The following is a 24,956-nucleotide window of genomic DNA, read 5'->3' as shown; positions in this document are numbered from 1 at the left end:
GCCTTACGCCCGTTTCTCGGCCTACCGGTCGGGTGGCGGGTGTGCCTAGGCCGGGGGTCCAGGGGGCGGAGCCCCTGGGACGCTTGCCGGGACTTACGGTGAGGCCGGCGGATACAGCGAGCGTGGCAGCTGCGCGGCCGCCGCCGCGTCCAGGAGCCACAGGGTGCGCCGGCGGCCGTACGCGCCGGCCGCCGGGGCCTGGATCTCGCCCGCGCCCGACAGGGCGATCGCCACGGCGTTCGCCTTGTCCTCGCCGGCCGCCAGGAGCCACACCTCACGGGCCGACCGGATCGCCGGAAGGGTGAAGGTGACACGGGTCGGCGGAGGCTTGGGGGCGCCGTGGACGCCGACCACCGTGCGCTCCGTCTCCCGTACCGCGGGCAGTTCCGGGAAGAGCGAGGCCACGTGCGTGTCCGGGCCGACGCCGAGGAGCAGGACGTCGAAGGTGGGCACGAGCCCGTGGTTCTCCGGACCGGCCGCGCGGGCCAGCTCCTCCGCGTGACCGGCCGCCGCCGCGTCCACATCGGCGCCGTACGGGCCGTCCGACGCGGGCATGGGGTGCACGCGCTTCGGGTCCAGCGGTACGGCGTCCAGGAGCGCCTCGCGGGCCTGGGTGACATTGCGCTCCGGGTCCCCGTCCGGGAGGAAGCGCTCGTCGCCCCACCAGATGTCCAGACGGCCCCAGTCGATGGCGTCCCGGGCGGGCGCGGCCGCCAGGGCGGCCAGCAGCCCGTTGCCGTTGCGGCCGCCGGTGAGCACCACGGACGCGGAGCCGCGCGAGGACTGCGCGTCCACGATCTTGGTGATCAGCCGGGCCGCGGCGGCCTGTGCCATCAGATCCTTGTCGCGGTGCACGACCAGCTGCGGGGTGCTCACTTCGCCGCCTTCTTCGCAGGAGCCGAAGCCTGGGCCGCCGCCGTGGACTTCTTGGCCGCCGCCTTCTTCGCGGGCGCCGCGGGGGCCTTCTCGGCGGGAGACTCGGCGGGCGTCTGCTCGGGCACCTCGTTCAGCCGGTCCACGCCGTACCGCAGCGCCGAGGCGTAGGTGTCGTCCGGGTCGAGCCGGCGCAGCTCCTCCGCGATCAGCTCGGCCGTCTCACGCCGCTTGAGCGCCACCGCACGGTCCGGCTGGCCCTCGATGGACAGCGTGGCCAGCGAGCCGTCCGCGCGGTCCAGGGCGATCGGGCCGTGGCTGGTGTCCATGCGGACCCCGGTGAGGCCGGGACCCGACGACAGCGACCGCTTGACGGGCACGTTCAGCCGGTCGGCCAGCCACATCGCGAGCAGCTCGCAGCTCGGGTTGAACTCCTCGCCCTCCACCTCGACCGCCTTGACCTCGCACAGCACCTGGTCCAGGGCCGCCGCCAGCATCGAGCGCCAGGGCGTGATGCGGGTCCAGGACAGATCCGTGTCGCCGGGCGTGTACGCGTCGGCACGGGCGGACAGCTCCCGTACCGGCTGCTCGGCCGCGTAGGTGTCGGTGACCCGGCGCTGGGCCAGGGCGCCCAGCGGGTCCTTGGCCGGGTCGAGCGGGGCGTTCACCGGCCACCAGACGACGACCGGGGCGTCCGGCAGCAGCAGCGGCAGGACGACCGAGTCGGCGTGGTCGGACACCTCGCCGTACAGCCGCAGCACCACCGTCTCGCCGGTGCCCGCGTCCGCGCCCACCCGCACCTCGGCGTCCAGCCGGGACGACGTACGGTCGCGGGGGGAGCGGGAGACGCGCTTGATGACCACGAGCGTGCGCGAGGGGTGCTCGCGCGACGCGTCGTTGGCGGCCTTGAGGGCGTCGTAGGCGTTCTCCTCGTCGGTGACGATGACGAGGGTCAGGACCATGCCCACGGCCGGGGTGCCGATGGCGCGGCGGCCCTGCACCAGCGCCTTGTTGATCTTGCTGGCCGTGGTGTCCGTGAGGTCTATCTTCATGGCCGGCGCCAGCTCCGTCCGTCTCGTGCAAGCATCTCGTCGGCCTCCGCGGGACCCCACGTGCCCGACGGGTACTGCGCGGGCTTGCCGTGCTCGTCCCAGTACTCCTCGATCGGGTCGAGGATCTTCCAGGACAGCTCGACCTCCTCCGTGCGCGGGAAGAGGTTGGCGTCGCCGAGCAGTACGTCCAGGATGAGCCGCTCGTACGCCTCCGGGCTGGACTCCGTGAACGACTCGCCGTAGGCGAAGTCCATGGACACGTCCCGGATCTCCATGGAGGTGCCCGGCACCTTGGAGCCGAAGCGGACCGTGATGCCCTCGTCCGGCTGGACGCGGATGACGACCGCGTTCTGGCCGAGTTCCTCCGTCGCCGTGTGGTCGAAGGGGGAGTGCGGGGCCCGCTGGAAGACGACCGCGATCTCGGTGACGCGGCGGCCGAGGCGCTTGCCGGTGCGCAGATAGAAGGGGACGCCCGCCCAGCGGCGGTTGTCGATCTCCAGCTTGATCGCGGCGTAGGTGTCGGTCTTCGACTTGGCGTCGATGCCGTCTTCCTGCAGATAGCCGATGACCTTCTCGCCGCCCTGCCAGCCCCCCGCGTACTGCCCGCGGACGCTGCTGCGGCCCAGGTCCTTGGGCAGCCGTACCGCGCCGAGCACCTTGGTCTTCTCCGCGGCCAGCGCGTCCGCGTCGAAGGAGGCGGGCTCCTCCATCGCGGTCAGCGCCATCAGCTGGAGCAGATGGTTCTGGATGACGTCACGGGCGGCGCCGATGCCGTCGTAGTAGCCGGCACGGCCGCCGACGCCGATGTCCTCGGCCATCGTGATCTGCACATGGTCCACGAAGGACCGGTTCCAGATCGGCTCGAACATGGTGTTGGCGAAGCGCAGCGCCAGGATGTTCTGGACGGTCTCCTTGCCGAGATAGTGGTCGATCCGGAACACCTGGTCCGGCTCGAACACCTCGTGCACGACCTTGTTCAGCTCCTCGGCCGACTTAAGGTCGTGGCCGAACGGCTTCTCGATGACCGCGCGCCGCCAGGAGCCGCCCTCCTGGTCGGTCAGGCCGTGCTTCTTCAGCTGCTGGATGACCACGGGGAAGGAGCGCGGCGGCACGGACAGATAGAAGGCGAAGTTGCCGCCGGTGCCCTGTGCCTTGTCCAGCTCGTCGATCGTGGCACGCAGCCGCTCGAACGCGTCGTCGTCGTCGAAGGTGCCCTGGACGAAGCGCATCCCCTGGATGAGCTGCTGCCAGACCTCCTCGCGGAACGGCGTGCGGGCGTGCTCCTTGACGGCGTCGTGGACCTCCTGCGCGAAGTCCTCGTTCGCCCACTCGCGGCGGGCGAACCCGACCAGCGAGAAACCCGGCGGAAGCAGACCCCGGTTCGCGAGGTCGTACACGGCGGGCATCAGCTTTTTACGTGACAAATCGCCGGTGACGCCGAAAATGACCAGGCCCGACGGCCCCGCGATACGCGGGAGCCGTCGGTCTGCGGGGTCACGCAGCGGGTTGCTGCTCGACAAGGTTTCAGCCCTCCGAGGGGGCGAGGCGCTCCAGTACGGCCTCGGTCGACTTCAGCAGGTCGTTCCAGGACGCCGCGAACTTCTCGACGCCCTCGTCCTCCAGGACCTGGACCACGTCGTCGTACGAGATCCCGAGCTTCTCCACCGCGTCGATCTCGGCGCGGGCCTGCTCGTAGGTGCCGCTCACGGCGTCGCCGCGGATCTCGCCGTGGTCGGCGACCGCGTCCAGGGTGGCCTCCGGCATGGTGTTGACCGTGTTCGGCGCCACCAGCTCGTCGACGTACATGGTGTCCTTGTACGCCGGGTCCTTGACACCGGTCGAGGCCCACAGCGGACGCTGCTTGTTGGCGCCCGCGTTCTCCAGCGTGTTCCAGCGGTCGGAGGAGAAGACCTCCTCGTACGCCTGGTAGGCGAGGCGCGCGTTGGCGACGGCGGCCTTGCCGCGCAGCGCCTTGGCCTCGGGGGTGCCGAGGGCGTCGAGGCGCTTGTCGATCTCGGTGTCCACACGGGACACGAAGAAGGACGCCACGGAACGGATCAGCGAGAGGTCGAGACCGCGCTCCTTCGCCTTCTCCAGACCGGCGAGGTAGGCGTCCATGACCTCGCGGTAGCGCTCCAGCGAGAAGATCAGCGTCACGTTGACGCTGATGCCCAGGCCGATGACCTCGGTGATCGCCGGCAGACCCGCCTTGGTGGCCGGGATCTTGATGAGCGTGTTGGGGCGGTCGACGAGCCAGGCCAGCTGCTTGGCCTCGGCGATCGTCGCCTTCGTGTTGTGCGCCAGACGCGGGTCGACCTCGATCGACACGCGGCCGTCCTGACCCTCGGTGGCGTCGAAGACGGGGCGCAGGATGTCTGCAGCGTCACGGACGTCCGCCGTGGTGATCATTCGGATGGCCTCTTCGACGGTCACCTTGCGAGCGGCGAGGTCCGCGACCTGCTGCTCGTAGCCGTCGCCCGAAGAGATCGCCTTCTGGAAGATCGTCGGGTTGGTGGTGACGCCCACGACGTGCTGCTCGTCGATCAGTTCGGCGAGGTTGCCGGACGTGATCCGCTTGCGCGACAGGTCGTCCAGCCAGATCGCGACGCCTTCGTCGGAGAGGCGCTTGAGTGCGTCTGTCATGGAATTACATCTCCTACGTGTCGTATATGAGCGTCAGCGCTGGGCGGCGGCGAGGGATTCCCGGGCCTTGGCGGCCACGTTCTCGGCAGTGAAGCCGAACTCCCGGAAGAGGACCTTGCCGTCGGCGGAAGCACCGAAGTGCTCCAGGGAAACGATGCGGCCGGCGTCCCCGACGTACTTGTGCCAGGTGAGGCCGATGCCCGCCTCGACCGAGACACGCGCCCGCACGGACGGTGGAAGCACCGAGTCCCGGTACCCCTGGTCCTGCTCCTCGAACCACTCCACCGACGGCATGGACACCACTCGGGTGGGCACCCCGTCGGCCTGGAGCTGCTCGCGCGCCTCGACGGCCACGTGCACCTCGGAACCGGTGGCGATCAGGATGACCTGCGGTGCTGCGCCCTGCCCGTCAGGCCCCTCGGCCTCGAACAGGACGTAACCACCGCGCGCGGCATCGTCGTTGGGCTCGTACACCGGCACGCCCTGACGGGTCAGCGCGAGGCCGTGCGGAGCACCCTTGCCGAACTCCTTGGTGTAGCGGCCGAGGATCTCGCGCCAGGCGATCGCGGTCTCGTTGGCGTCCGCCGGGCGGACGATGTTCAGACCGGGGATGGCGCGCAGCGAGGCCAGGTGCTCGACCGGCTGGTGGGTCGGGCCGTCCTCGCCGAGGCCGATGGAGTCGTGGGTCCACACGTACGTCACCGGCAGGTGCATCAGGGCCGACAGACGCACCGCGTTGCGCATGTAGTCGGAGAAGACGAGGAAGGTACCGCCGTAGATACGGGTGTTGCCGTGCAGGGCGATGCCGTTCATCTCGGCGCCCATGGAGTGCTCGCGGATGCCGAAGTGGATCGTGCGGCCGTAGGGGTTCGCCTCCGGCAGCGGGTTGTCCGCCGGCAGGAACGAGCTGTCCTTGTCGATGGTCGTGTTGTTCGACCCGGCGAGGTCGGCGGAGCCGCCCCACAGCTCGGGGACGACCGCGCCGAGCGCCTGCAGCACCTTGCCGGAGGCGGCACGGGTCGCGATGCCCTTGCCCGGCTCGAAGACCGGGACCTTCTCCTCCCAGCCGGTGGGCAGTTCGCCCTTGCTGATGCGGTCGAACTCGGCGGCACGCTCGGTGTTGCCGTCGCGCCAGAGCTGGAAGGACTTCTCCCACTCGGCCTTCGCCTGGGCACCCCGGTCGAGGGCCTGGCGGGTGTGGGCGATGACCTCGTCGGAGACCTCGAAGGTCCGCTCCGGGTCGAAGCCGAGGACGCGCTTGGTGGCCGCGACCTCGTCGTCGCCCAGCGCCGAGCCATGGGCGGCCTCGGTGTTCTGCGCGTTCGGCGCGGGCCAGGCGATGATCGAGCGCATCGCGATGAAGGACGGCTTGTCCGTGACCTTCTTCGCGGCCTCGATCGCGTTGTAGATGGCGTGCGGGTCCAGGTCGCCGTCCGGCTTCGGGGCGATGCGCTGCACGTGCCAGCCGTACGCCTCGTACCGCTTGACGGTGTCCTCGGACACGGCCGTCTCGGTGTCCCCCTCGATCGAGATGTGGTTGTCGTCCCACAGCAGGATCAGATTGCCGAGCTCCTGGTGGCCGGCCAGCGAGGACGCCTCGGCGGAGATGCCCTCCTGGAGGCAGCCGTCACCCGCGATGACGTACACGAAGTGGTCGAAGGGGGACTCACCCTGCGGGGTGTCCGGGTCGAACAGACCACGCTCGTAACGGGCGGCCATCGCCATGCCCACCGCGTTGGCGACACCCTGGCCGAGCGGGCCGGTCGTCGTCTCGACGCCCTTGGTGTGCCCGTACTCCGGGTGGCCCGGGGTCTTCGAGCCCCAGGTGCGGAAGGACTTCAGGTCGTCCAGCTCCAGGCCGAAGCCGGCCAGGTAGAGCTGCGTGTAGAGGGTCAGGGACGAGTGGCCGGCGGACAGCACGAAACGGTCGCGCCCGACCCACTCGGGATCGGCCGGGTCGTGCCGCATCACCTTCTGGAAGAGGGTGTAGGCGGCCGGAGCCAGGCTCATCGCCGTACCGGGATGGCCGTTGCCGACCTTCTGTACGGCGTCGGCGGCCAGGACGCGGGCGGTGTCCACGGCCCGCTGGTCCAGCTCGGTCCACTCGAGGTCTGTGGTGGTCGGCTTGGTGCTCACCCTGAGTCAGGGCTCCTCTCCACATGTCGGTCGCCGGTCTTCCGGGCGCGCGCCCACCGGCTGCCGGTGCACTGGGTGCCCACCGGCCTTTGCTGAGCCTACCCCCGTGAAGACGTGCATTTTTTCGAGCCATTCCAGACTGCCGGGCCTTAAGGGGATCCGCCTCCCGACCACTCCGGATCGCATTCGGCACATGAATACGGAGCCGCTCATCTGACTGCTCAATCGAGCCTCAGTACGACCGATGAGCGGGCCCCTGAGCAGCCGGTGAACGCCCCCCGCCAACACGAACCCACCCCCGCGAAGGACGAGGTATGGGCAACGTCTACAGTGGCGTGGTACGCGCGAGCCTTTACCCGGACTTCACATGGGGAGGCTCGCTGGGATGTCTCTGTCAGGGGTGTGCGTGACGGCCGTCGAATCCCGTCCAGCGGGTGGGGGCACCTCCCACGCCTTCAAGGCTGTGGGGGAGCTCGGTGCGAGCCAGAGCCCGAGCCACCGGCCGTTCGGGGCCCGTGTGAAGGCTTTCGTGGCGCTGACCAAGCCGCGGATCATCGAGCTGCTGCTGATCACCACCGTTCCGGTGATGTTCCTCGCGCAGCAGGGCGTGCCCGACCTCGGCCTGGTGCTGCTCACGTGCATCGGCGGTTACCTCTCCGCCGGCGGCGCCAACGCGCTGAACATGTACATCGACCGTGACATCGACGCGCTCATGGACCGTACGTCGCAGCGTCCGCTGGTGACCGGCATGGTCAGCCCGCGCGAGTGCCTCGCCTTCGGCATCACGCTGGCCGTCGTCTCGACGCTGCTGTTCGGGTTCGCCGTCAACTGGCTGTCCGCCTGGCTGTCGCTCGGAGCGCTCCTCTTCTACGTCGTCGTCTACACGATGATCCTCAAACGGCGTACCTCGCAGAACATCGTGTGGGGCGGCATCGCCGGCTGCATGCCGGTGCTGATCGGCTGGTCCTCCGTCACGAACTCCATGTCGTGGGCGCCGGTCATCCTGTTCCTGGTGATGTTCTTCTGGACGCCGCCGCACTACTGGCCGTTGTCCATGAAGGTGAAGGACGACTACGCGCGCGTGGGCGTGCCGATGCTGCCGGTCGTCGCTTCCAACAAGGTCGTCGCCAAGCAGATCGTCATCTACAGCTGGGTGATGGTCGCCGTCTCGCTGCTGCTGACCCCGCTCGGCTACACGGGCTGGTTCTACACGCTGGTCGCGCTGGCGGCGGGCGGCTGGTGGCTCTGGGAGGCGCACGCCCTGCAGAACCGCGCGAAGGCCGAGGTGACCGGCGTGAAGCTGAAGGAGATGCGGCTGTTCCACTGGTCCATCACCTATGTGTCGCTGCTGTTCGTCGCGGTGGCGGTGGACCCCTTCCTGCGGTAGCCGCTCCGCACTGCCCCTTCGGTGGGCGGGGAGCGTGGTCAAGGCCACGCACCCCGCCCGTCGCCGTTTGATCTACCCGTCGGTAGCATCCTGACCATGGCAGACACGCAGCAGGTTGACTCGAAGGCCGAGCGCAAGGTGGCGCGGCTCGCGCAGCAGATCAGCGCCTTCTCCAAGGCGCACGGCGGTGCCGAGGGTCAGGTGGCCTACATCGGTGAGCGCGGCGCCCGGATCGTGCTCGTCGGCGAGGACGGCGGCTGGGGCGACCTGGTGGCGCCCTCGTACGAGATCGCCGAGAAGGCCGTGCAGAAGTCCGGGATCACCGTCCACGAGGCGTTCGACGGCGAGTTCGCCGCCAAGGTGAAGACGGGCCCCTACGAGTGGAAGCGGATGGCCGGAATCCAGGTCGGCGGTCCGAGCAACGGCTGAGCTCCCGGCAACCCCCGGAGCTCCGAGCAACACCTGACACCCGGTTCACCCGTTAGGACCTGAAAGAGGACGAGGTCCAGTCACACGGGGAGCCCGGATGATCGAAACACCGTCCCTGGTGGACCAGTACTGCCACGGCGTGCTGAAGACGGAGCTGGGACTCGGCACGTTCGAGGCCCAGCTCGCCCGGACCGAGGGGCCGCCTGCCCCCGGTACCACGCTTTTCGACACCCAGACGGGCTTCGCCGTACGCCGCTGGTGCCCGCCGCTGCTCGGCCTGGAGCCGCACTGCCCGCCCGCCCGCTATCTCGCCCGGCGCCGTGAACTGGGCGTGGCGGAGGTGGGCCGCAGGCTGCTGCGCGGCAGCGGGATCACGACCTATCTGGTCGACACGGGGCTGCCCGGGGACCTCACCGGCCCCGCCGAGATGGCCTCCGCCGGTGACGCCGAGGCGCGCGAGATCGTGCGCCTGGAACTCCTCGCCGAGCAGGTCGCCGACACCTCCGGGACCGTCGAGTCGTTCCTCGCCAACCTCGCCGAGTCGGTGCACGGGGCCGCCGCGAACGCCGTCGCCTTCACCTCCGTCGCGGGGGTACGGCACGGACTCGGGCTGGCGCCCGAGCCGCCCGGGCCGGGGGAGGTGCGGGGAGCGGCGGGCCGCTGGCTGGCGGGGCGCCGGGTCGGCGGGGAGCTGAGCGACCCGGTCCTGCTCAGGCATCTGCTGTGGATCGCGGTCGCCTCGGGGCTGCCGCTCCAGCTGCACGCCGGTCTCGCGGAGCCAGCGGCGCGCATCGACCGTACGGACCCGGTGCTGCTGACGGACTTCGTGCGGGCCACCGCGGGCCTGGGCACGGACCTGGTCCTGCTGCACGGCTACCCGTACCACCGCCACGCCGCCCACCTCGCGGGCGTCTTCCCGCATGTGTTCGCCGACTCGGGCGCCGCGCTCGTCCGTACCGGCGCCCGCGCGGCGACGATCCTCGCCGAGATCCTGGAACTGGCCCCGTTCGGCAAGATCCTCTTCTCCAGCGGAGCACATGGCCTGCCGGAACTGCACGTGGTGGGCGCGCGGTTGTTCCGGGAGGCGCTGGGCCGGGTGCTGGGCGGCTGGGTCGCCGAGGGCGCGTGGTCGCTGACGGACGCCCAGCGCGTGGCCCACCTGCTCGCGGCCGGAAATGCCCGGCGGGTGTACGGACTGGACTGAGCTGCACAGACTGGGCGCATGCAGACCGACGCCTTACTCGACCGTTTCCTCACGAGTCTCGCGCCCCTAGCTCCCGTCGCCGTCTGGGCACACGGCTCCCTCGCCGGGGGTGACTACCAGGAGGGCCGCAGCGACCTGGACCTCATCGCGGTGCTGGAGCGCCCCGCGACCCTGAGCACCGTACGCAGGGTCGTCATCCTGCACCGCGCCCTGCGCGTCGAGCCGCTCGCCACCAAGCTGCACTGCAGCTACGCGGGCGCGGACCGGCTCGGCGACCCCGGACACAAGCACCTGACCTGGGCGCACGACCATGTCCTGCGGCGCACGGTCACCCCGGTCACCCGGCGCGAGCTGCACGCTTTCGGCCGGGTGCTGCACGGACGGCCGCCGGCCGGTCTGCTGCCACCCGTGTCGGACCGGGAGCTGGGCGACTTCGTCGTGCGCGACCAGCGGGAGTTCTGGCGGCCCGCCGTCGACAAGGCACGTCTGTGGAAGCAGGACATCTGGGTCGACCTGGGACTGATGACCTTCGCCCGCGCGACCGTCACCCTGCGCGAGGGCCGGCTGATCTCCAAGCGTGAGTCCCTCGATCTGCTGCCCGGCCTCGGCGCGCCCGCCGAGGTGGTCGCGGACATCAGGCGCCGCAGATACGCGGACCCCCATCCGTCGAACGCGGAGTGGACGGCTCGCCGGGGCGAGCTGACCCGGAGCTACCTGGGACCGGCCATCGACGCACTCGTGACGGCGTACGGATGCCTCACGCGCGCGTGCCGACCGGCGCCTCTGCCGTGGGACCGGGCAGGTCCGCCGTCACGTCGGGACGCTCGCGCAGCGACAGCAGCACGCGCAGCACCCAGATCCACATCACGGAAGAGCCCAGCATGTGCAGGGCGACCAGGGCTTCGGGGAGATGCATGAAGTACTGGACGTAGCCGATCACGCCCTGAGCCAGCAGCACGACGAACAGCTCCCGGGTCCGGTCCAGCGGACCCTTGGGCGCGTCCACCGCCTTCAGGACGAACCACAGCGCGAAGGTCAGCGTCACCACGATCCACGCGAGCACCGCGTGCAGCTTGGCGACCGTCTCCCAGTCGATCGGGATCCGGTCGACCTCGCTGGAGTCACCCGCGTGCGGGCCGGCTCCGGTGACCACCGTGCCGACCGCGATGAGCAGGACGGACGCGGCGACCAGGAACCACACCAGCTGCTGGACCGCCTTGCCGACCAGCGGACGCGACGCCCCGTCACCCTCCCGGGTGCGCTGCCACATCACCGTGGCGACGGCGATGAGCGCCGACGAGAGCAGGAAGTGGGCGGCCACCGTGTACGGGTTGAGGCCGACCAGCACCACGATCCCGCCGAGCACCGCGTTGCCCATGACCACCCAGAACTGAGCCCAGCCGAGCCGGGTGAGGCTGCGCCGCCACGGCTTCTGCGAGCGCGCCGCGATGATCGCCCAGCCGACGGCCGCGCACAGCACGTACGTCAGCATCCGGTTGCCGAACTCGATGGCTCCGTGGACGCCCATCGCGCCGGTGGTGGTCAGCGAGTCGTCGGTGCAGGTGGGCCAGGTCGGGCAGCCCAGGCCCGAGCCGGTCAGCCGTACGGCGCCGCCGGTGACCACGATGATCACCGACATGGCGAGTGCGGCGAGGGCTGCCCGCTGGACCGTCCGGGGGTGCGGGGTCCAGCGTTCGGCGATGAAGGCGAGCGGGTTGCGCAGGGCCGCCTGGGCGTCGGCGCGGGTCAGCTTTGGCACGTGCACCATCGTAGGCGCCCGCTTGTGCACACTTTCACGAGGGTCACTCCCAGCGGAACAGTTTTCCGGCCGCCGCCAGGCCCATGACCGCCCACACGGCGAGGATTCCCAGGTCGCCCCACGGCATCCCGGCCCCGTGCTGGAGCACGTCCCGCAGCCCGTCCGACAGCGCGGAGATGGGCAGCAGACCCAGCACGTCCTGGGCGGCCGGCGGGAACTTGTCCAGCGGGACGATCACCCCGCCGCCGATGAGCAGCAGCAGGAAGACCAGGTTGGCGGCGGCCAGCGTGGCCTCCGCCTTGAGCGTGCCGGCCATCAGCAGGCCCAGCCCGGAGAACGCGGCCGTGCCCAGGACCAGCAGGAGCAGGACGGCGAGGGGGTTGCCGTGCGGCGACCAGCCCAGCGCGAAGGCGATCACCGTCAGCAGGATCACCTGGAGGACCTCCGTGACCAGCACGGACGCCGTCTTCGCCGCCATCAGGCCCCAGCGGGGCAGCGGGGACGAGGCCAGCCGCTTCAGCACGCCGTAGCGGCGCTCGAAGCCGGTCGCGATGGCCTGGCCGGTGAAGGCGGTCGACATCACGGCGAGAGCGAGGATGCCGGGGGCGAGGAAGTCGACGGCCTTGCCCGCGCCCGTGTCGACGATGTCCACGGAGCTGAAGAGCGCGAGGAGCAGCGTCGGGATCACGACCGTCAGCAGCAGCTGCTCGCCGTTGCGCAGCAGCATCCTGGTCTCCAGCGCCGCCTGGGCCGCGATCATGCGGGGCAGTGGGGCCGCGCCGGGCTTGGGGGTGTAGGCACCCACGGTGGTCACGAGCGCAGCTCCTTGCCGGTGAGCTCCGGGCTGTGTCTTCCCGGGGGGCAGCCCCCGGACCCCCGGCCGAGGGGGGTGTTGGCCGGAATCATGAGCGCAGCTCCTTGCCGGTGAGCTCGAGAAAGACGTCTTCGAGGGTGTGCCGCTCGACCGAGATCCGGTCCGGCATCACGCCGTGCTGGGCGCACCACGAGGTCACCGTGGCGAGCAGCTGGGGATTGACCTTGCCGACCACGCGGTAGGAGCCCGGGGTCAGCTCGGCGGCCGTGCAGTCGGCGGGCAGCGCCTTGAGCAGGGAGCTCACGTCGAGGCCGGGGCGGCCGGTGAAGCGCAGGGTGTTCTCGGCGCCGCCGCGGCACAGCTCCTCGGGGGCACCCTGGGCGATCACCCTGCCCGCGTCGATGATCGCGACGTCGTCGGCGAGCTGCTCGGCCTCTTCCATGTAGTGGGTGGTGAGGATCACGGAGACGCCGTCGGCACGCAGGTCCCGCACCAGGTCCCAGGTGGCCCTGCGAGCCTGCGGGTCGAGGCCGGCCGTCGGCTCGTCCAGGAACACCAGCTCCGGCCGCCCCACGACGGCCATGGCGAGCGCGAGCCGCTGCTGCTGTCCGCCGGACAGGCGCCGGTACGAGGTCCGGCCGCAGCTGCCGAGCCCCAGCCGTTCGATGAGCGCGTCCACGTCCAGCGGATGCGCGTGCAGTCTGGCCACGTGGCGCAGCATCTCGTCGGCCCGCGCGCCCGAGTAGACGCCGCCGGACTGCAGCATCACGCCGACGCGTGGCCGCAGCAGCGCGGACTGCCGGACCGGGTCGAGGCCCAGGACGCGCACCGTGCCGGCATCCGGCTTCCGGTACCCCTCGCAGGTCTCGACCGTGGTCGTCTTCCCCGCCCCGTTGGGGCCGAGTACGGCGGTCACTCCCGCCTCGGCGACCAGGTCGAGGCCGTTCACCGCGGTCTTTGTGCCGTACCGCTTCACCAGGGCCTGGATCTGGACCACGGGCTCACTTCGCATGGGTCCAGAGTCTAGGTACGTGCCGTGTCACTCAGACGGGCGGGTGCAGGAACTCCTCCGCACGGGGTCGGTGCAGCGGCAGCCACTTCTCCGCGTAGGCGACGGCGTCCGCCACCGGGAACAGCCGTACGTCGGCAGCCCCGGCCTTCCCGCGGACGACGGGCCGGTCCCGCTCGAAGTCGTGGCCGAGCTCGTCGAACCGGTCCGAGTCGATCGACACCTCGATCACCGATTCCCAGCCGCCGCCGGGCGCCGGCCGGCCGACCTCGACGCGCGGGGCCGGTATCCGGTACTCGGCGAGGTGGAAGCTGGTGCAGGTGTCGTAGCCGGTGCCGAGGAGCAGCACACGGGCGCCCAGCCGTTCCAGCCGGGCCAGCGGGCTGTGCTCGCCGAGCCGGCAGTCGGGCGCGTGTCCGTCGAGTATCCCGGCCGCGTGCGGGCCCACGGCCGCGAAGGACGTCTGCGGATGGGCGCTGCGCAGGGCGCCCGGCCAGGTCCGTACGGTCTCCGGGATCACGCCGACCCCGCGGGAGGGGGTGGTCAGGGGGTCGTACGCGGGCATCGAGGCCCGGATCGTGGCCCACCACTCCCGGGGTACCGGAGGGTTCCCCCACAGGGCCGGGTCGGAGAGGTCGCCGGACTGGGTGGGGACGACCAGCGTGCCGTCCGGGCCGAGGGCGTGGAGCAGTGCCCGGACGACGGCCACGGCGCCGCCGCAGACCCAGCCGAGTGAACTCAGAGAGGAGTGGACCAGCAGGGTCTCGCCGGTCTCGACACCCAGTCGGCGCAGCTGTGCGGCGAGCGTGTCGCGAGTGACAAGAGGGCCGGTCGGAGCGGGGATGGGCATGGTTCGGCAGTGTTCCCGAAGAGCCTCGCCGGTGCCACCGATTTGATCGATCAAAGATCGTTTCCGCAGGTCGGATTAGGTATGCCTAAGTGACGCAGGGCACCGCCCGCCGAAACGGACGCGGCTTGTCAGTCTCCGAGGAATTACGCAACAATGGCGTTGTGAAAAACGTCGGCGAGGCTCCGGAGGCCCCCACGGGGGCTCCTCACGAAGAGCTCGCGACCGGTGAGCGCTCGACGCGCAACCGCGTCGCGCGGTCCATCCTGGACCACGGCCCGTCGACCGTCGCGGAGCTCGCCGGACGTCTGGGACTGACCCAGGCGGCCGTACGGCGCCACCTGGACGCGTTGGTTGCCGACGATGTCGTGGAGGCGCGCGAACAGCGTGTGTACGGCGCGCGCACCCGCGGTCGTCCCGCCAAGGTCTTCGCGCTCACCGACTGCGGTCGCGACGCCTTCGACCAGTCGTACGACACGCTCGCCGCGGACGCGCTGCGCTGGATCGCCGACCAGGAGGGCGGCCAGGAGGCGGTCGCCGCCTTCGCCCGCGCCCGGATCGCGGCACAGGCGAGCGCGTACCGTAAGGCGATCGAGGGCGCCACCCCCGACAAGCGCGCCGAAGCCCTGGCCAAGGCCTTGAGCGTCGACGGGTACGCTGCTACGGCGCGCAGCGCACCGGTCGGCGAGCAGCTCTGCCAGCACCACTGCCCGGTCGCGCACGTAGCGGAGCAGTTCCCCCAGCTCTGTGAGGCGGAGACGGAGATCTTCGCCGAGCTGCTCGGAACGCACGTCCAGCGACTGGCGACCATCGCCCACGGCGACGGCGTCTGCACGACGTTCATCCCCAAGATTTCACCTGACGCATCTGCAAGCACGGCCGGGAGGAACCCCGCATGACTCTCCCCACGGAGACTGCCCACCCCGAACTCGAGGGTCTGGGCAAGTACGAATACGGCTGGGCCGACTCCGACGAGGCCGGTGCCGCAGCGAAGCGCGGTCTGAACGAGGACGTCGTCCGGGACATCTCGTCGAAGAAGTCCGAGCCGGAGTGGATGACGAAGCTGCGCCTCAAGGGCCTGAAGCTCTTCGAGAAGAAGCCCATGCCCAACTGGGGCTCGGACCTCTCGGGCATCGACTTCGACAACATCAAGTACTTCGTGCGCTCCACGGAGAAGCAGGCGGAGTCCTGGGAGGACCTGCCCGAGGACATCAAGAACACGTACGACAAGCTCGGCATCCCCGAGGCGGAGAAGCAGCGTCTCGTCGCCGGTGTCGCAGCCCAGTACGAGTCCGAGGTCGTCTACCACCAGATCCGTGAGGACCTGGAGGAGCAGGGCGTCATCTTCCTGGACACCGACACGGCGCTGAAGGAGCACCCGGAGCTCTTCAAGGAGTACTTCGGTACCGTCATCCCCGCCGGTGACAACAAGTTCGCGTCGCTGAACACCGCCGTGTGGTCGGGCGGCTCCTTCATCTACGTCCCGCCGGGCGTGCACGTGGAGATCCCGCTCCAGGCCTACTTCCGTATCAACACGGAGAACATGGGCCAGTTCGAGCGGACGCTGATCATCGTCGACGAGGGTGCCTATGTGCACTACGTCGAGGGCTGCACGGCCCCGATCTACAAGTCGGACTCGCTGCACTCCGCGGTCGTCGAGATCATCGTCAAGAAGAACGCCCGCTGCCGCTACACGACCATCCAGAACTGGTCGAACAACGTCTACAACCTGGTCACCAAGCGCGCCGTCGCCTACGAGGGCGCGACAATGGAGTGGATCGACGGCAACATCGGCTCCAAGGTGACGATGAAGTACCCGGCCGTCTACCTGATGGGCGAGCACGCCAAGGGCGAGACCCTCTCCATCGCCTTCGCGGGTGAGGGCCAGCACCAGGACGCCGGCTCCAAGATGGTCCACATGGCGCCGAACACCTCGTCCAACATCGTCTCCAAGTCGGTGGCGCGTGGCGGCGGCCGCACCTCGTACCGCGGCCTGGTCGAGATCGGCGAGGGCGCCGCGGGCTCCAAGTCCAACGTGCTCTGCGACGCGCTGCTGGTCGACACGATCTCCCGCTCCGACACGTACCCGTACGTGGACGTCCGCGAGGACGACGTGTCCATGGGCCACGAGGCGACCGTCTCCAAGGTCTCCGAGGACCAGCTCTTCTACCTGATGAGCCGCGGTCTGACCGAGTTCGAGGCGATGGCGATGATCGTGCGCGGCTTCGTCGAGCCGATCGCCAAGGAACTGCCGATGGAGTACGCGCTGGAGCTCAACCGGCTGATCGAGCTGCAGATGGAGGGCGCGGTCGGTTAATCACCGGCCCGCAGTCCCCGTCAAGCCACTTACGCAAGAAAGCGAGCATTACGACAGCCATGGCTGAGGCTCCGAACTCCCCCAAGTCCTCGACTCCGCTCGGACAGGGGGCACCCCCACCGCTGGGCTCGACCACCGCGGGCCAGATCGCGGTGGCCGCCGAGTCGACCGTCGCCACGCGCATGAGCGCGCCCCCGTCCTTCGACGTCGCGGACTTCCCGGTCCCGCACGGCCGCGAGGAGGAGTGGCGGTTCACCCCGCTGGAGCGCCTGCGCGGGCTGCACGACGGCAGCGCCGTCGCGAACGGCGAGGGCGTGAAGGTCACCGTCGAGGCCCCCGAGGGCGTCACCGTCGAGACCGTCGGCCGCGACGACGCGCGCGTCGGCAGGGCGGGCACCCCGGTGGACCGCGTGGCCGCCCAGGCGTACTCGGCGTTCGAGCAGGCCGGCGTGGTCACCGTCCCCAAGGAGACGGTGCTCACCGAGCCGATCCGCATCGCCGTGCACGGCCAGGGCGGGGTCGCCTACGGCCACCAGGTCATCGAGCTGGGCGCCTTCGCCGAGGCCGTCGTCGTCATCGACCACACCGGTGACGCGGTGCTCGCCGCCAACGTCGACTTCGTCCTGGGCGACGGTGCGAAGCTCACCGTCGTCTCCGTCCAGGACTGGGACGACAAGGCCGTGCACGTGGCCCAGCACAACGCCCTCATCGGGCGGGACGCCTCCTTCAAGTCGGTCGTCGTGACCTTCGGCGGCGACCTCGTCCGCCTGCACCCGCGCGTCACCTACGCGGGCCCCGGCGCCGAGGCCGAGCTGTTCGGCCTGTACTTCACGGACTCCGGGCAGCACCAGGAGCACCGCCTCCTGGTCACCCACAACACCCCGCACTGCAAGTCGAACGTCGTCTACAAGGGCGCGCTCCAGGGCGACGACGCGCACGCGGTGTGGATCGGCGACGTGCTCATCGAGGCCAAGGCCGAGGGCACGGACACGTACGAGATGAACCGCAACCTGGTCCTCACCGACGGCGCCCGCGTCGACTCGGTGCCGAACCTGGAGATCGAGACCGGCGAGATCGTCGGCGCCGGTCACGCCTCGGCCACCGGCCGCTTCGACGACGAGCAGCTCTTCTATCTGATGGCCCGCGGCATCCCGCAGCACGAGGCCCGCCGCCTCGTCGTCCGTGGCTTCTTCGCCGAGCTGGTCCAGCAGATCGGTGTCGCGGACATCGAGGAGCGCCTGCTCGCCAAGATCGAAGAGGAGCTGGAGGCGTCGGTCGCATGACCACCTTCGTACGCGCTTGTGGGCTGAGCGAGCTGGACGAGGACACCCCGAAGCGGGTGGAACTCGACGGCACGCCGGTCTCGGTCGTGAAGACCGAGGGCGAGGTGTTCGCGATCTACGACATCTGCTCCCACGCGAATGTCTCGCTCTCCGAGGGCGAGGTGGAGGACTGCCAGATCGAGTGCTGGCTGCACGGCTCCAGCTTCGACCTCCGCACCGGCAAGCCGTCCGGCCTTCCCGCGACGCGCCCCGTCCCCGTATACCCCGTAAAGATCGAAGGGGACGACGTGCTCGTCTCCCTCACCCAGGAGTCCTGAGGCACCCATGGCAACGCTTGAAATCCGAGACCTGCACGTCACCGTCGAGGCCGACAACGCCACGAAGGAGATCCTCAAGGGCGTCGACCTCACCGTGAAGCAGGGCGAGACGCACGCCATCATGGGCCCCAACGGCTCCGGCAAGTCGACCCTCGCCTACTCGCTCGCGGGTCACCCGAAGTACACGATCACCGAGGGCACCGTGCTGCTCGACGGCGAGGACGTCCTGGAGATGTCCGTCGACGAGCGCGCCCGCGCGGGCCTGTTCCTCGCGATGCAGTACCCGGTCGAGGTCCCCGGCGTCTCGGTCTCCAACTTCCTGCGCTCCTCCGCCACCGCGATCCGCGGCGAGGCGCCGAAGCTGCGCACCTGGGTGAAGGAGGTCAAGGAGGCCATGCAGCGCCTCAACATGGACCCGTCCTTCGCCGAGCGCAACGTCAACGAGGGCTTCTCCGGTGGTGAGAAGAAGCGCCACGAGATCCTGCAGCTCGAGCTGCTCAAGCCGAAGGTCGCGATCCTCGACGAGACGGACTCCGGCCTGGACGTCGACGCGCTGCGCATCGTCTCCGAGGGCGTCAACCGCGTCCGTGAGACCGGCGAGGTCGGCACCCTGCTGATCACGCACTACACGCGCATCCTGCGCTACATCAAGCCCGACTTCGTCCACGTCTTCTCCGGCGGGCGGATCGTCGAGTCCGGCGGTGCCGAGCTCGCCGACAAGCTGGAGGACGAGGGCTACGAGTCGTACACGAAGGGTGGCGTATCCGCGTGACACAGCTGCCGGGCCTCCTCGACACCGAGGCGATCCGCAAGGACTTCCCCGTCCTGGACCGACTGGTCCACGACGGCAAGAAGCTCGTGTACCTGGACAACGCGGCGACCTCGCAGAAGCCGCGCCAGGTGCTCGACGCCCTGAGCGAGTACTACGAGCGCTACAACGCCAACGTCCACCGCGGTGTGCATGTGCTCGCCGAGGAGGCCACGGCGCTGTACGAGGGCGCGCGCGACAAGGTCGCCGCGTTCATCAACGCGCCGAGCCGCGACGAGGTGATCTTCACCAAGAACGCCTCCGAGTCGCTGAACCTCGTGGCGAACATGCTGGGCTGGGCCGACGAGCCCTACCGCGTGGACCGCGAGACCGAGATCGTCATCACGGAGATGGAGCACCACTCCAACATCGTCCCGTGGCAGCTGCTCGCGCAGCGCACGGGCGCGAAGCTGAAGTGGTTCGGGCTGACCGACGACGGCCGTCTCGACCTCTCCAACATCGACGAGATCATCACGGAGAAGACGAAGATCGTCTCCTTTGTGCTGGTGTCCAACATCCTGGGCACGGTCAACCCGGTCGAGGCGATAGTGCGCCGAGCGCAGGAGGTCGGTGCGCTGGTCTGCATCGACGCCTCCCAGGCCGCCCCGCACATGCCGCTGGACGTGCAGGCGCTGCAGGCCGACTTCGTGGCCTTCACCGGCCACAAGATGTGCGGTCCGACCGGCATCGGCGTCCTGTGGGGCCGTCAGGAGCTGCTCGAGGACCTGCCCCCGTTCCTCGGCGGCGGCGAGATGATCGAGACCGTGTCGATGCACTCGTCGACGTACGCCCCGGCGCCGCACAAGTTCGAGGCGGGCACGCCCCCGATCGCCCAGGCGGTCGGTCTCGGCGCGGCGATCGACTACCTCAACTCGATCGGCATGGACAAGATCCTCGCCCATGAGCACGCGCTCACCGAGTACGCGGTGCGGAAGCTGGGCGAGGTCCCCGACCTCAGGATCATCGGCCCGACCACGGCCGAGGACCGGGGCGCGGCGATCTCCTTCACGCTCGGTGACATCCACCCGCACGACGTGGGCCAGGTCCTCGACGAGCAGGGCATCGCGGTCCGGGTCGGCCACCACTGCGCCCGCCCGGTCTGCCTGCGGTACGGAATTCCTGCGACCACGCGAGCGTCGTTCTATCTGTACTCCACGCCGGCCGAGATCGACGCACTGGTCGAGGGGCTGGAGCACGTCCGGAACTTCTTCGGCTGAGGGATTGGCGAGCGATCGCATGAAGCTGGATTCGATGTACCAGGAAGTCATCCTGGACCACTACAAGAACCCGCACGGGCGTGGTCTGAGGGATGGCGACGCCGAGGTGCACCATGTGAACCCGACCTGCGGCGACGAGATCACCCTTCGTGTGAAGTACGACGGCACGACGATCAGTGACGTCTCGTACGAGGGCCAGGGCTGCTCCATCAGCCAGGCCTCGGCCTCCGTGCTGAACGAGCTGCTCGTCGGCAAGGAGCTGGCCGAGGCGCAGAAGATCCAGGAGACCTTCCTGGAGCTGATGCAGTCCAAGGGCAAGGTCGAGCCGGACGACGCGATGGAGGACGTTCTGGAGGACGCGGTCGCGTTCGCCGGAGTCTCCAAGTACCCGGCCCGGGTCAAGTGCGCCCTCCTCAGCTGGATGGCGTGGAAGGACGCGACGGCCCAGGCGCTGGGCGGGGCCGACGCCGAAAGGAAGACGGCATGAGCGACACCGTGGAGACGAAGCCGGCCTCGGAGGAGGAAGTCCGCGAGGCCCTGTACGACGTCGTCGACCCCGAGCTGGGCATCGACGTCGTCAACCTCGGCCTGATCTACGGCATTCACATCGACGACGCGAACATCGCGACGATCGACATGACCCTGACCTCGGCGGCCTGCCCGCTGACGGACGTCATCGAGGACCAGGCCAAGTCCGCCACCGACGGCCTCGTCAACGAGCTGCGCATCAACTGGGTCTGGATGCCGCCGTGGGGCCCCGACAAGATCACGGATGACGGACGCGAGCAGCTGCGGGCGCTCGGCTTCAACGTCTGAGATCCACCGGCCGAACAGTAACGGCGAGGTCCACCCGGACCTCGCCGTTTCTCGTTCTCGTTCTTGTTCTTGCCCTCAGAGCAGTCCGTCGACCAGCCGGAACGAGGAGTCCGCGCGGTACAGGTCGCTGTACTGGTACTGGTCCAGCTTGAGCCGGAAGTTCTGGTGGCGCAGGAAGCGGCCGGGGTAGTTGACCGACTCCAGCATGACCGCGCCGGAGTAGGAGGAGGCGCGGGGGCAGAAGGTCGCGTCCTGCCGGAACAGGGACGAGCCGTCGTTGCGCTCGGCGCGCAGCAGGAAGTCGCGGTGCCGCAGATAGCTGCCGTCGGCGGTGGCGAAGGAGTAGCAGGAGCCGTCGGCCAGGCCGTCCACCACCTTGAACGTGGCATCGCGGCGGGCGGAGGCGGAGCCGATCGGGTCGAGCTGCACATAGCCGCCGCCGACGTGCCAGTAGCGGTCGGGGTAGTTCACCGAGCGGACCGAGGTCCAGGCGGAAGAGGTCTCCGAGCCCCCCGAACCGCCGTGTGATGCGGGCGACTTGGACGGCGAGGCGGAGGCCGTGGACTTCGGTTTGCCGTCGCGGTCCGTGGGGGTGGCCGAGGCGGCGGGAGGCGCGACCGACGCCATGCCGGTCTTGTCCTTGGGGGCGGGGGTCGTACCCGACGTCGGCGAGGCGAACGAGAGCAGGCCGGGCCCGTCGTCCGTGGGCGCCGCGGACCGCACCGGGGATGTCGTGTCGTCAGGAACCTGGCGGTTCACCACGATTGCGGTGGCGCAGGCGACGATCGTGGCCATGGCCAGCCCACCGGCCAGCCAGAGTCTCCGGGTTCCGGGAGCCCGGGAGGTGTCGGGGAACCAGCCGTTCTGCCATGGCTGGTTCCGGGGAGGGTGGGGGGTGGTTTCGGGCATGCGTGTTCCTCCAGCGGCGCCCGTGGCGGCGGCCGGGGATGTGAGGGTGAGGTGATCGAGCGGTGGAACTCTAGTGGAGCCGAGGGGTTACCGGGACCCGTTTCAGCGAGCGGTTTCCATGAATATTGAACCTGCTCCCGTCCGTGATCCGGGCAACGGGGCCGCCGACGCGCAGCGGATCACCTGCCGGAGAGAAATCCGTTTCCATGACGGAGCGGAGCAGTACGGCCCGACCCGGCCGGACTGCTCCGCCACCGCCGCACCGCCTCTTGGTTCAGGGGGTGATGCGTACGACCTGCGGGTCGTGGTCGCTGGTCTGGTCCGGGAACTCGCTGTTGATGTGCACGATGTCGTAGTCGTACGACGTGATCGACGAGCTGACCAGGGTGTGGTCGAGGACCTGGGAGTTGCCGTCGTAGACGTACGTGTACTGCTGGGACGCCGGCAGTGTGTCCACCAGGTCGGTCAGCACGCCGCCCTCCAGGTTGGAGACCGCGGTGGAGAACTGGAAGTCGTTCAGGTCGCCGAGCACGATCACATGCGCGTCCGACTGCGCCGCCAGGATCGAGTCCACGAACGAGTTCTCCACCGAGGCCTGGCTGCCCCGCTGGGTCTCCGACGACCGGGCCGGCGGCTGGTACTGGCTGTGCAGCGAGTAGTCACCGCCCTTGGAGACGAAGTGGTTGGCGATCACGAAGTACTTCTGACCGCCGAAGGTGAACTCCGCGGCCAGTGGCTTGCGGCTGGCCGACCAGGCCGAGTTGGCCGGGGCGATCCGGCCCGGGTTGTACGTCAGCTGCGCCACACCGCCCACGCTGGTGACCGAGTTGGCGGTGGTGGCGGTGGCGCTGCCGCGGGCGGTGAAGCCCACCCGTGCGGAGTTGTACAGGAGCACTTGGCGGATGTTGCCGCCGGGCTCACCGCCGTCGGCGTCGTTCCGCGGGTTGATCTGGGTGTACGAGTAGGTCGGGCCGCCGGCCGTCCTGATCGCGGAGATCAGCGTGGAGAGGGTCGTGGAGGCGGAGACGACGCCGTCGTCCGCAGGGCCGTCGTTGTCCTGAACCTCCTCCAGCGCCACGATGTCGGGCGACTTGAGGTTGTTCACGATGCCCTGTGCGAGCGCGGTGAACTTCGAGGCGGGATCGGTCGGGTCGAGGTTCTCCACGTTGTACGTGGCCACCGACAACTGGCCCGGCGACTGGTCCGCCGTCGTCTCCTTGGCGACCCCGCCCGAGGTGAGCGTGCCGAGCGAGGTGGCGTTCAGGGAGTAGCCGCCGTACGCGCTGTAGTCCAGGACACCGGTGGCGCCGGAGATCGTGTCGCCCACCGTCCCCTTCGGGAAGGCCGAGGACAGCAGCGTGGTGATCTGCAGCCGGCCGGAGTTCTGGCTGCTGTAGGAGGAGTACAGGGATCCGCCGCGGGCCGAGTTCACCTGCGAGGGCTTCACATTGACCCACATCTCGTTGTACGCGTTGGCCGGTCCGACCACCGGCGAGTTGCCGACGCTGACCCGCATGCCCTCCAGGGACTCGTAGTAGTCCAGGGCGTAGGTCGTCGGGGCCAGCGTGAACGAGTTGATCGAACCGCCGTTGTTGGTGCGGGTGTAGGTGGCCGGGACGGTCGCGTCGCTGATCGTGACGGCCGCGGGAAGGGCGTTCCCGGTCGAGTTGGTGGTCCAGCTCGCGCTGCCCAGCTCGGTGAGCGACTGGCTGCCGCCGGAGGAGTCGGGGTAGTACTCGGAGACCCTGCCGGTGACCGTGATGCTGTTGCCGACCGCCGTGTTCGGCGTGCCGGACCCCGTGTAGACGAAGATCGCGTCACTGGTCGCCGCGTTGCCGTCGCCGCCCACGCTCTGGATCCAGAAGCCGTGCGAGGAGCCGGCGGAACGAATCGCGGTGACGATACCGGTCGTGGTGACCGTCGAGCCGTTGTACGGCGAGATCCGGGTGGTGCCCTGGATCGCGGAGATCGTGTAGGTGGCGGCGTGCGCGGCGGACGGCAGTGCCATCAGCGAGGCCGAGGCGAGCAGCCCGGCGGCTGTCGCGCGGGCCGCGAGCCCGAGCTTTCTGTCCATGTGCGTCCCTTCAACAAGCGGTTGAGTGGAGCTGGTTGGTGCCTGGACGTACATGAGCGACTGGTCGCGGAGAGTTCTATTCGCTCAGAGTTACCGAAGGATGTACGGAGTGTGTTCCGCGCACGGCGTCTATGCGTGTCGTCGAACCCGTGTGGGTGCACGGCGGCCGTTCGGTTATGTACGCTTGTACACATGGGATACCTCTTGCTCGTCGGCGCCATAGCCGCCGAGGTCGCGGCCACGACCGCGATGAAGTACAGCGACGGCTTCAGCAGGCTCTGGCCCTCGCTGCTGACGGCCCTGGGCTATGTGCTTTCGTTCGCTCTGCTCGCCCAGACCCTGAAGACCGTGTCGATCGGCACGGCCTACGCGATCTGGGCCGGGGTGGGCACCGCGACCATCGCGGTCATCGGACTGATGCTGTTCGGCGAGGGGTTGGGCGTGGCGAAGGTCGCCGGGATCGCGCTGATCATCGGGGGCGTGGTGGTGCTGAACCTGGGCGGCGCGCACTGATGCCCCGGCGCTACGACCCCGAGCGGCGGCAGCGGATCATCGACGCGGCGATCCGGGTCGTCGGCAAGAAGGGCATCGCCGGGCTGAGTCACCGCTCCGTCGCCGCGGAGGCGGACGTCCCGCTGGGCTCCACGACCTACCACTTCGCGACCCTCGACGAACTGATGGTCGCCGCACTGCGCCAGACCAACGAGGGCTTCGCCAAGGTGCTTGCGAGCAGTGGCGTCCTGGACGACACCGGGGGCGAGCCGGCGGCGGGGCTGGCACGGGTGCTGGGGGAGTGGCTCGGCGGAGACCGCCCGGGCGTCGAGCTCGAGTACGAGCTGTACCTCGCGGCCCTGCGCCGCCCCGCCCTGCGCCCCGTCGCCGCCGAATGGACGGAGGAAACGGCCCGGCGACTGGCCGCCCACACGGACCCGGTGACCGCGCGGGCATTGCTCGCCCTGATGGACGGGATCTGTCTGCAGGTGCTGCTGACGGGGGCTGCCTATGACGAGGAGTACGCGCGGGAGGTGCTGGCGCGGGTGATTCCCTGACACAGTGCGCGGC

The 24,956-nt window shown here is 69.6% G+C and carries 24 protein-coding genes and 1 pseudogene; 14 read left to right on the top strand and 11 right to left on the bottom strand.

Annotated features, from left to right (window positions below; genetic code table 11):
- Positions 1–93 precede the first annotated feature (93 nt).
- From pgl to tkt, 5 genes are read right to left on the bottom strand one after another with little or no spacing between them, the layout of a single operon-like run.
- Positions 94–876 (bottom strand): 6-phosphogluconolactonase, encoded by a 783-nt coding sequence (gene pgl, locus Q8A52_RS18175; protein WP_316753371.1) that lies wholly within the window; start codon positions 874–876, stop codon positions 94–96.
- Positions 873–1,925: a glucose-6-phosphate dehydrogenase assembly protein OpcA gene (gene opcA / locus Q8A52_RS18170; RefSeq protein ID WP_316753369.1), complete on the bottom strand. Its 1,053-nt coding sequence runs from the start codon at positions 1,923–1,925 to the stop codon at positions 873–875. The genes pgl and opcA overlap by 4 nt, the downstream gene beginning before the upstream one ends.
- Positions 1,922–3,445: a glucose-6-phosphate dehydrogenase gene (gene zwf / locus Q8A52_RS18165; protein WP_316753367.1), complete on the bottom strand. Its 1,524-nt coding sequence runs from the start codon at positions 3,443–3,445 to the stop codon at positions 1,922–1,924. The genes opcA and zwf overlap by 4 nt, the downstream gene beginning before the upstream one ends.
- A 4-nt stretch (positions 3,446–3,449) precedes the next feature.
- On the bottom strand, positions 3,450–4,568 hold the full coding sequence (tal, locus tag Q8A52_RS18160; protein ID WP_316753365.1) for a transaldolase: 1,119 nt from the start codon (positions 4,566–4,568) through the stop codon (positions 3,450–3,452).
- A 33-nt stretch (positions 4,569–4,601) separates the two neighbouring features.
- The gene (gene tkt / locus Q8A52_RS18155; protein ID WP_316753363.1) at positions 4,602–6,704 is read right to left on the bottom strand and encodes a transketolase; all 2,103 of its coding nucleotides are present in this window, start codon (positions 6,702–6,704) and stop codon (positions 4,602–4,604) included.
- 400 nt (positions 6,705–7,104) lie between these two features.
- Between tkt and Q8A52_RS18150 the strand changes: the two genes are divergently transcribed.
- The 4 genes and pseudogenes from Q8A52_RS18150 to Q8A52_RS18135 all read left to right on the top strand — a co-directional run.
- The gene (locus tag Q8A52_RS18150; RefSeq protein WP_316753916.1) at positions 7,105–8,091 is read left to right on the top strand and encodes a heme o synthase; all 987 of its coding nucleotides are present in this window, start codon (positions 7,105–7,107) and stop codon (positions 8,089–8,091) included.
- A gap of 96 nt (positions 8,092–8,187) precedes the next feature.
- Positions 8,188–8,520, top strand: coding sequence for a hypothetical protein (locus tag Q8A52_RS18145; RefSeq protein ID WP_316753361.1), 333 nt, complete (start codon positions 8,188–8,190; stop codon positions 8,518–8,520).
- A 97-nt stretch (positions 8,521–8,617) separates the two neighbouring features.
- The gene (locus Q8A52_RS18140; RefSeq protein ID WP_316753359.1) at positions 8,618–9,724 is read left to right on the top strand and encodes an amidohydrolase family protein; all 1,107 of its coding nucleotides are present in this window, start codon (positions 8,618–8,620) and stop codon (positions 9,722–9,724) included.
- 18 nt (positions 9,725–9,742) lie between these two features.
- Positions 9,743–10,474 (top strand): annotated as a pseudogene (locus Q8A52_RS18135) (nucleotidyltransferase domain-containing protein); the annotation flags it as partial.
- A gap of 7 nt (positions 10,475–10,481) precedes the next feature.
- On the opposite strand, the gene Q8A52_RS18130 reads toward Q8A52_RS18135, so the two are convergent.
- The 4 genes from Q8A52_RS18130 to Q8A52_RS18115 form a co-directional block, all read right to left on the bottom strand.
- Entirely contained in the window at positions 10,482–11,492 is a 1,011-nt protein-coding gene (locus Q8A52_RS18130) for a COX15/CtaA family protein (protein WP_316753357.1), read from the bottom strand.
- A 34-nt stretch (positions 11,493–11,526) separates the two neighbouring features.
- Complete coding sequence (locus Q8A52_RS18125; RefSeq protein WP_316753914.1) at positions 11,527–12,243, bottom strand: ABC transporter permease; 717 nt, start codon at positions 12,241–12,243, stop codon at positions 11,527–11,529.
- Between the two features lie 142 nt (positions 12,244–12,385).
- A complete protein-coding gene (locus Q8A52_RS18120; protein ID WP_316753355.1) occupies positions 12,386–13,309 on the bottom strand; it encodes an ABC transporter ATP-binding protein in 924 nt (307 codons plus the stop codon).
- 31 nt (positions 13,310–13,340) lie between these two features.
- The gene (locus Q8A52_RS18115; protein ID WP_316753352.1) at positions 13,341–14,156 is read right to left on the bottom strand and encodes an aminoglycoside N(3)-acetyltransferase; all 816 of its coding nucleotides are present in this window, start codon (positions 14,154–14,156) and stop codon (positions 13,341–13,343) included.
- A 161-nt stretch (positions 14,157–14,317) separates the two neighbouring features.
- On the opposite strand from Q8A52_RS18115, the gene Q8A52_RS18110 reads away from it, so the two are divergent.
- The 8 genes from Q8A52_RS18110 to Q8A52_RS18075 are packed head-to-tail and all read left to right on the top strand — an operon-like array spanning position 14,318 to position 20,911.
- Entirely contained in the window at positions 14,318–15,052 is a 735-nt protein-coding gene (locus tag Q8A52_RS18110) for a helix-turn-helix transcriptional regulator (RefSeq protein ID WP_316753351.1), read from the top strand.
- Positions 15,049–16,470, top strand: coding sequence for a Fe-S cluster assembly protein SufB (sufB, locus tag Q8A52_RS18105; protein WP_316753349.1), 1,422 nt, complete (start codon positions 15,049–15,051; stop codon positions 16,468–16,470). Before Q8A52_RS18110 ends, sufB begins: the two co-directional genes overlap by 4 nt.
- Before the next feature lie 59 nt (positions 16,471–16,529).
- A complete protein-coding gene (gene sufD / locus Q8A52_RS18100) occupies positions 16,530–17,753 on the top strand; it encodes a Fe-S cluster assembly protein SufD (RefSeq protein ID WP_316753347.1) in 1,224 nt (407 codons plus the stop codon).
- Positions 17,750–18,070, top strand: a complete 321-nt coding sequence (locus Q8A52_RS18095; protein WP_316753345.1) for a non-heme iron oxygenase ferredoxin subunit — start codon at positions 17,750–17,752, stop codon at positions 18,068–18,070. Before sufD ends, Q8A52_RS18095 begins: the two co-directional genes overlap by 4 nt.
- A 7-nt stretch (positions 18,071–18,077) precedes the next feature.
- Positions 18,078–18,842, top strand: coding sequence for a Fe-S cluster assembly ATPase SufC (gene sufC / locus Q8A52_RS18090; protein WP_316753343.1), 765 nt, complete (start codon positions 18,078–18,080; stop codon positions 18,840–18,842).
- A complete protein-coding gene (locus Q8A52_RS18085) occupies positions 18,839–20,095 on the top strand; it encodes a cysteine desulfurase (RefSeq protein WP_316753341.1) in 1,257 nt (418 codons plus the stop codon). The genes sufC and Q8A52_RS18085 overlap by 4 nt, the downstream gene beginning before the upstream one ends.
- Positions 20,096–20,114: 19 nt before the next feature.
- Positions 20,115–20,582: a Fe-S cluster assembly sulfur transfer protein SufU gene (sufU, locus tag Q8A52_RS18080; RefSeq protein ID WP_316753339.1), complete on the top strand. Its 468-nt coding sequence runs from the start codon at positions 20,115–20,117 to the stop codon at positions 20,580–20,582.
- Positions 20,579–20,911: a metal-sulfur cluster assembly factor gene (locus tag Q8A52_RS18075; protein WP_316753337.1), complete on the top strand. Its 333-nt coding sequence runs from the start codon at positions 20,579–20,581 to the stop codon at positions 20,909–20,911. Before sufU ends, Q8A52_RS18075 begins: the two co-directional genes overlap by 4 nt.
- Before the next feature lie 75 nt (positions 20,912–20,986).
- Here Q8A52_RS18075 and Q8A52_RS18070 read toward each other — a convergent pair whose 3' ends face one another.
- Positions 20,987–21,820 carry an AbfB domain-containing protein gene (locus Q8A52_RS18070; protein ID WP_316753335.1) on the bottom strand — a complete coding sequence of 278 codons (834 nt, stop codon included), beginning with the start codon at positions 21,818–21,820 and terminating at the stop codon, positions 20,987–20,989.
- Between the two features lie 274 nt (positions 21,821–22,094).
- Positions 22,095–23,894, bottom strand: coding sequence for an endonuclease/exonuclease/phosphatase family protein (locus tag Q8A52_RS18065; RefSeq protein ID WP_316753333.1), 1,800 nt, complete (start codon positions 23,892–23,894; stop codon positions 22,095–22,097).
- Between the two features lie 192 nt (positions 23,895–24,086).
- Between Q8A52_RS18065 and Q8A52_RS18060 the strand changes: the two genes are divergently transcribed.
- Both Q8A52_RS18060 and Q8A52_RS18055 read left to right on the top strand, forming a co-directional pair.
- On the top strand, positions 24,087–24,407 hold the full coding sequence (locus Q8A52_RS18060) for a DMT family transporter (RefSeq protein ID WP_316753331.1): 321 nt from the start codon (positions 24,087–24,089) through the stop codon (positions 24,405–24,407).
- Positions 24,407–24,943, top strand: a complete 537-nt coding sequence (locus Q8A52_RS18055) for a TetR/AcrR family transcriptional regulator (protein ID WP_316753329.1) — start codon at positions 24,407–24,409, stop codon at positions 24,941–24,943. Before Q8A52_RS18060 ends, Q8A52_RS18055 begins: the two co-directional genes overlap by 1 nt.
- Positions 24,944–24,956: the final 13 nt, after the last annotated feature.

Source organism: Streptomyces herbicida, from assembly GCF_032656585.1.
Taxonomy (GTDB): domain Bacteria; phylum Actinomycetota; class Actinomycetes; order Streptomycetales; family Streptomycetaceae; genus Streptomyces; species Streptomyces herbicida.
Note: the sequence above shows the minus strand (reverse complement) of the source record. Positions and strands in the feature narration are given on the sequence as shown.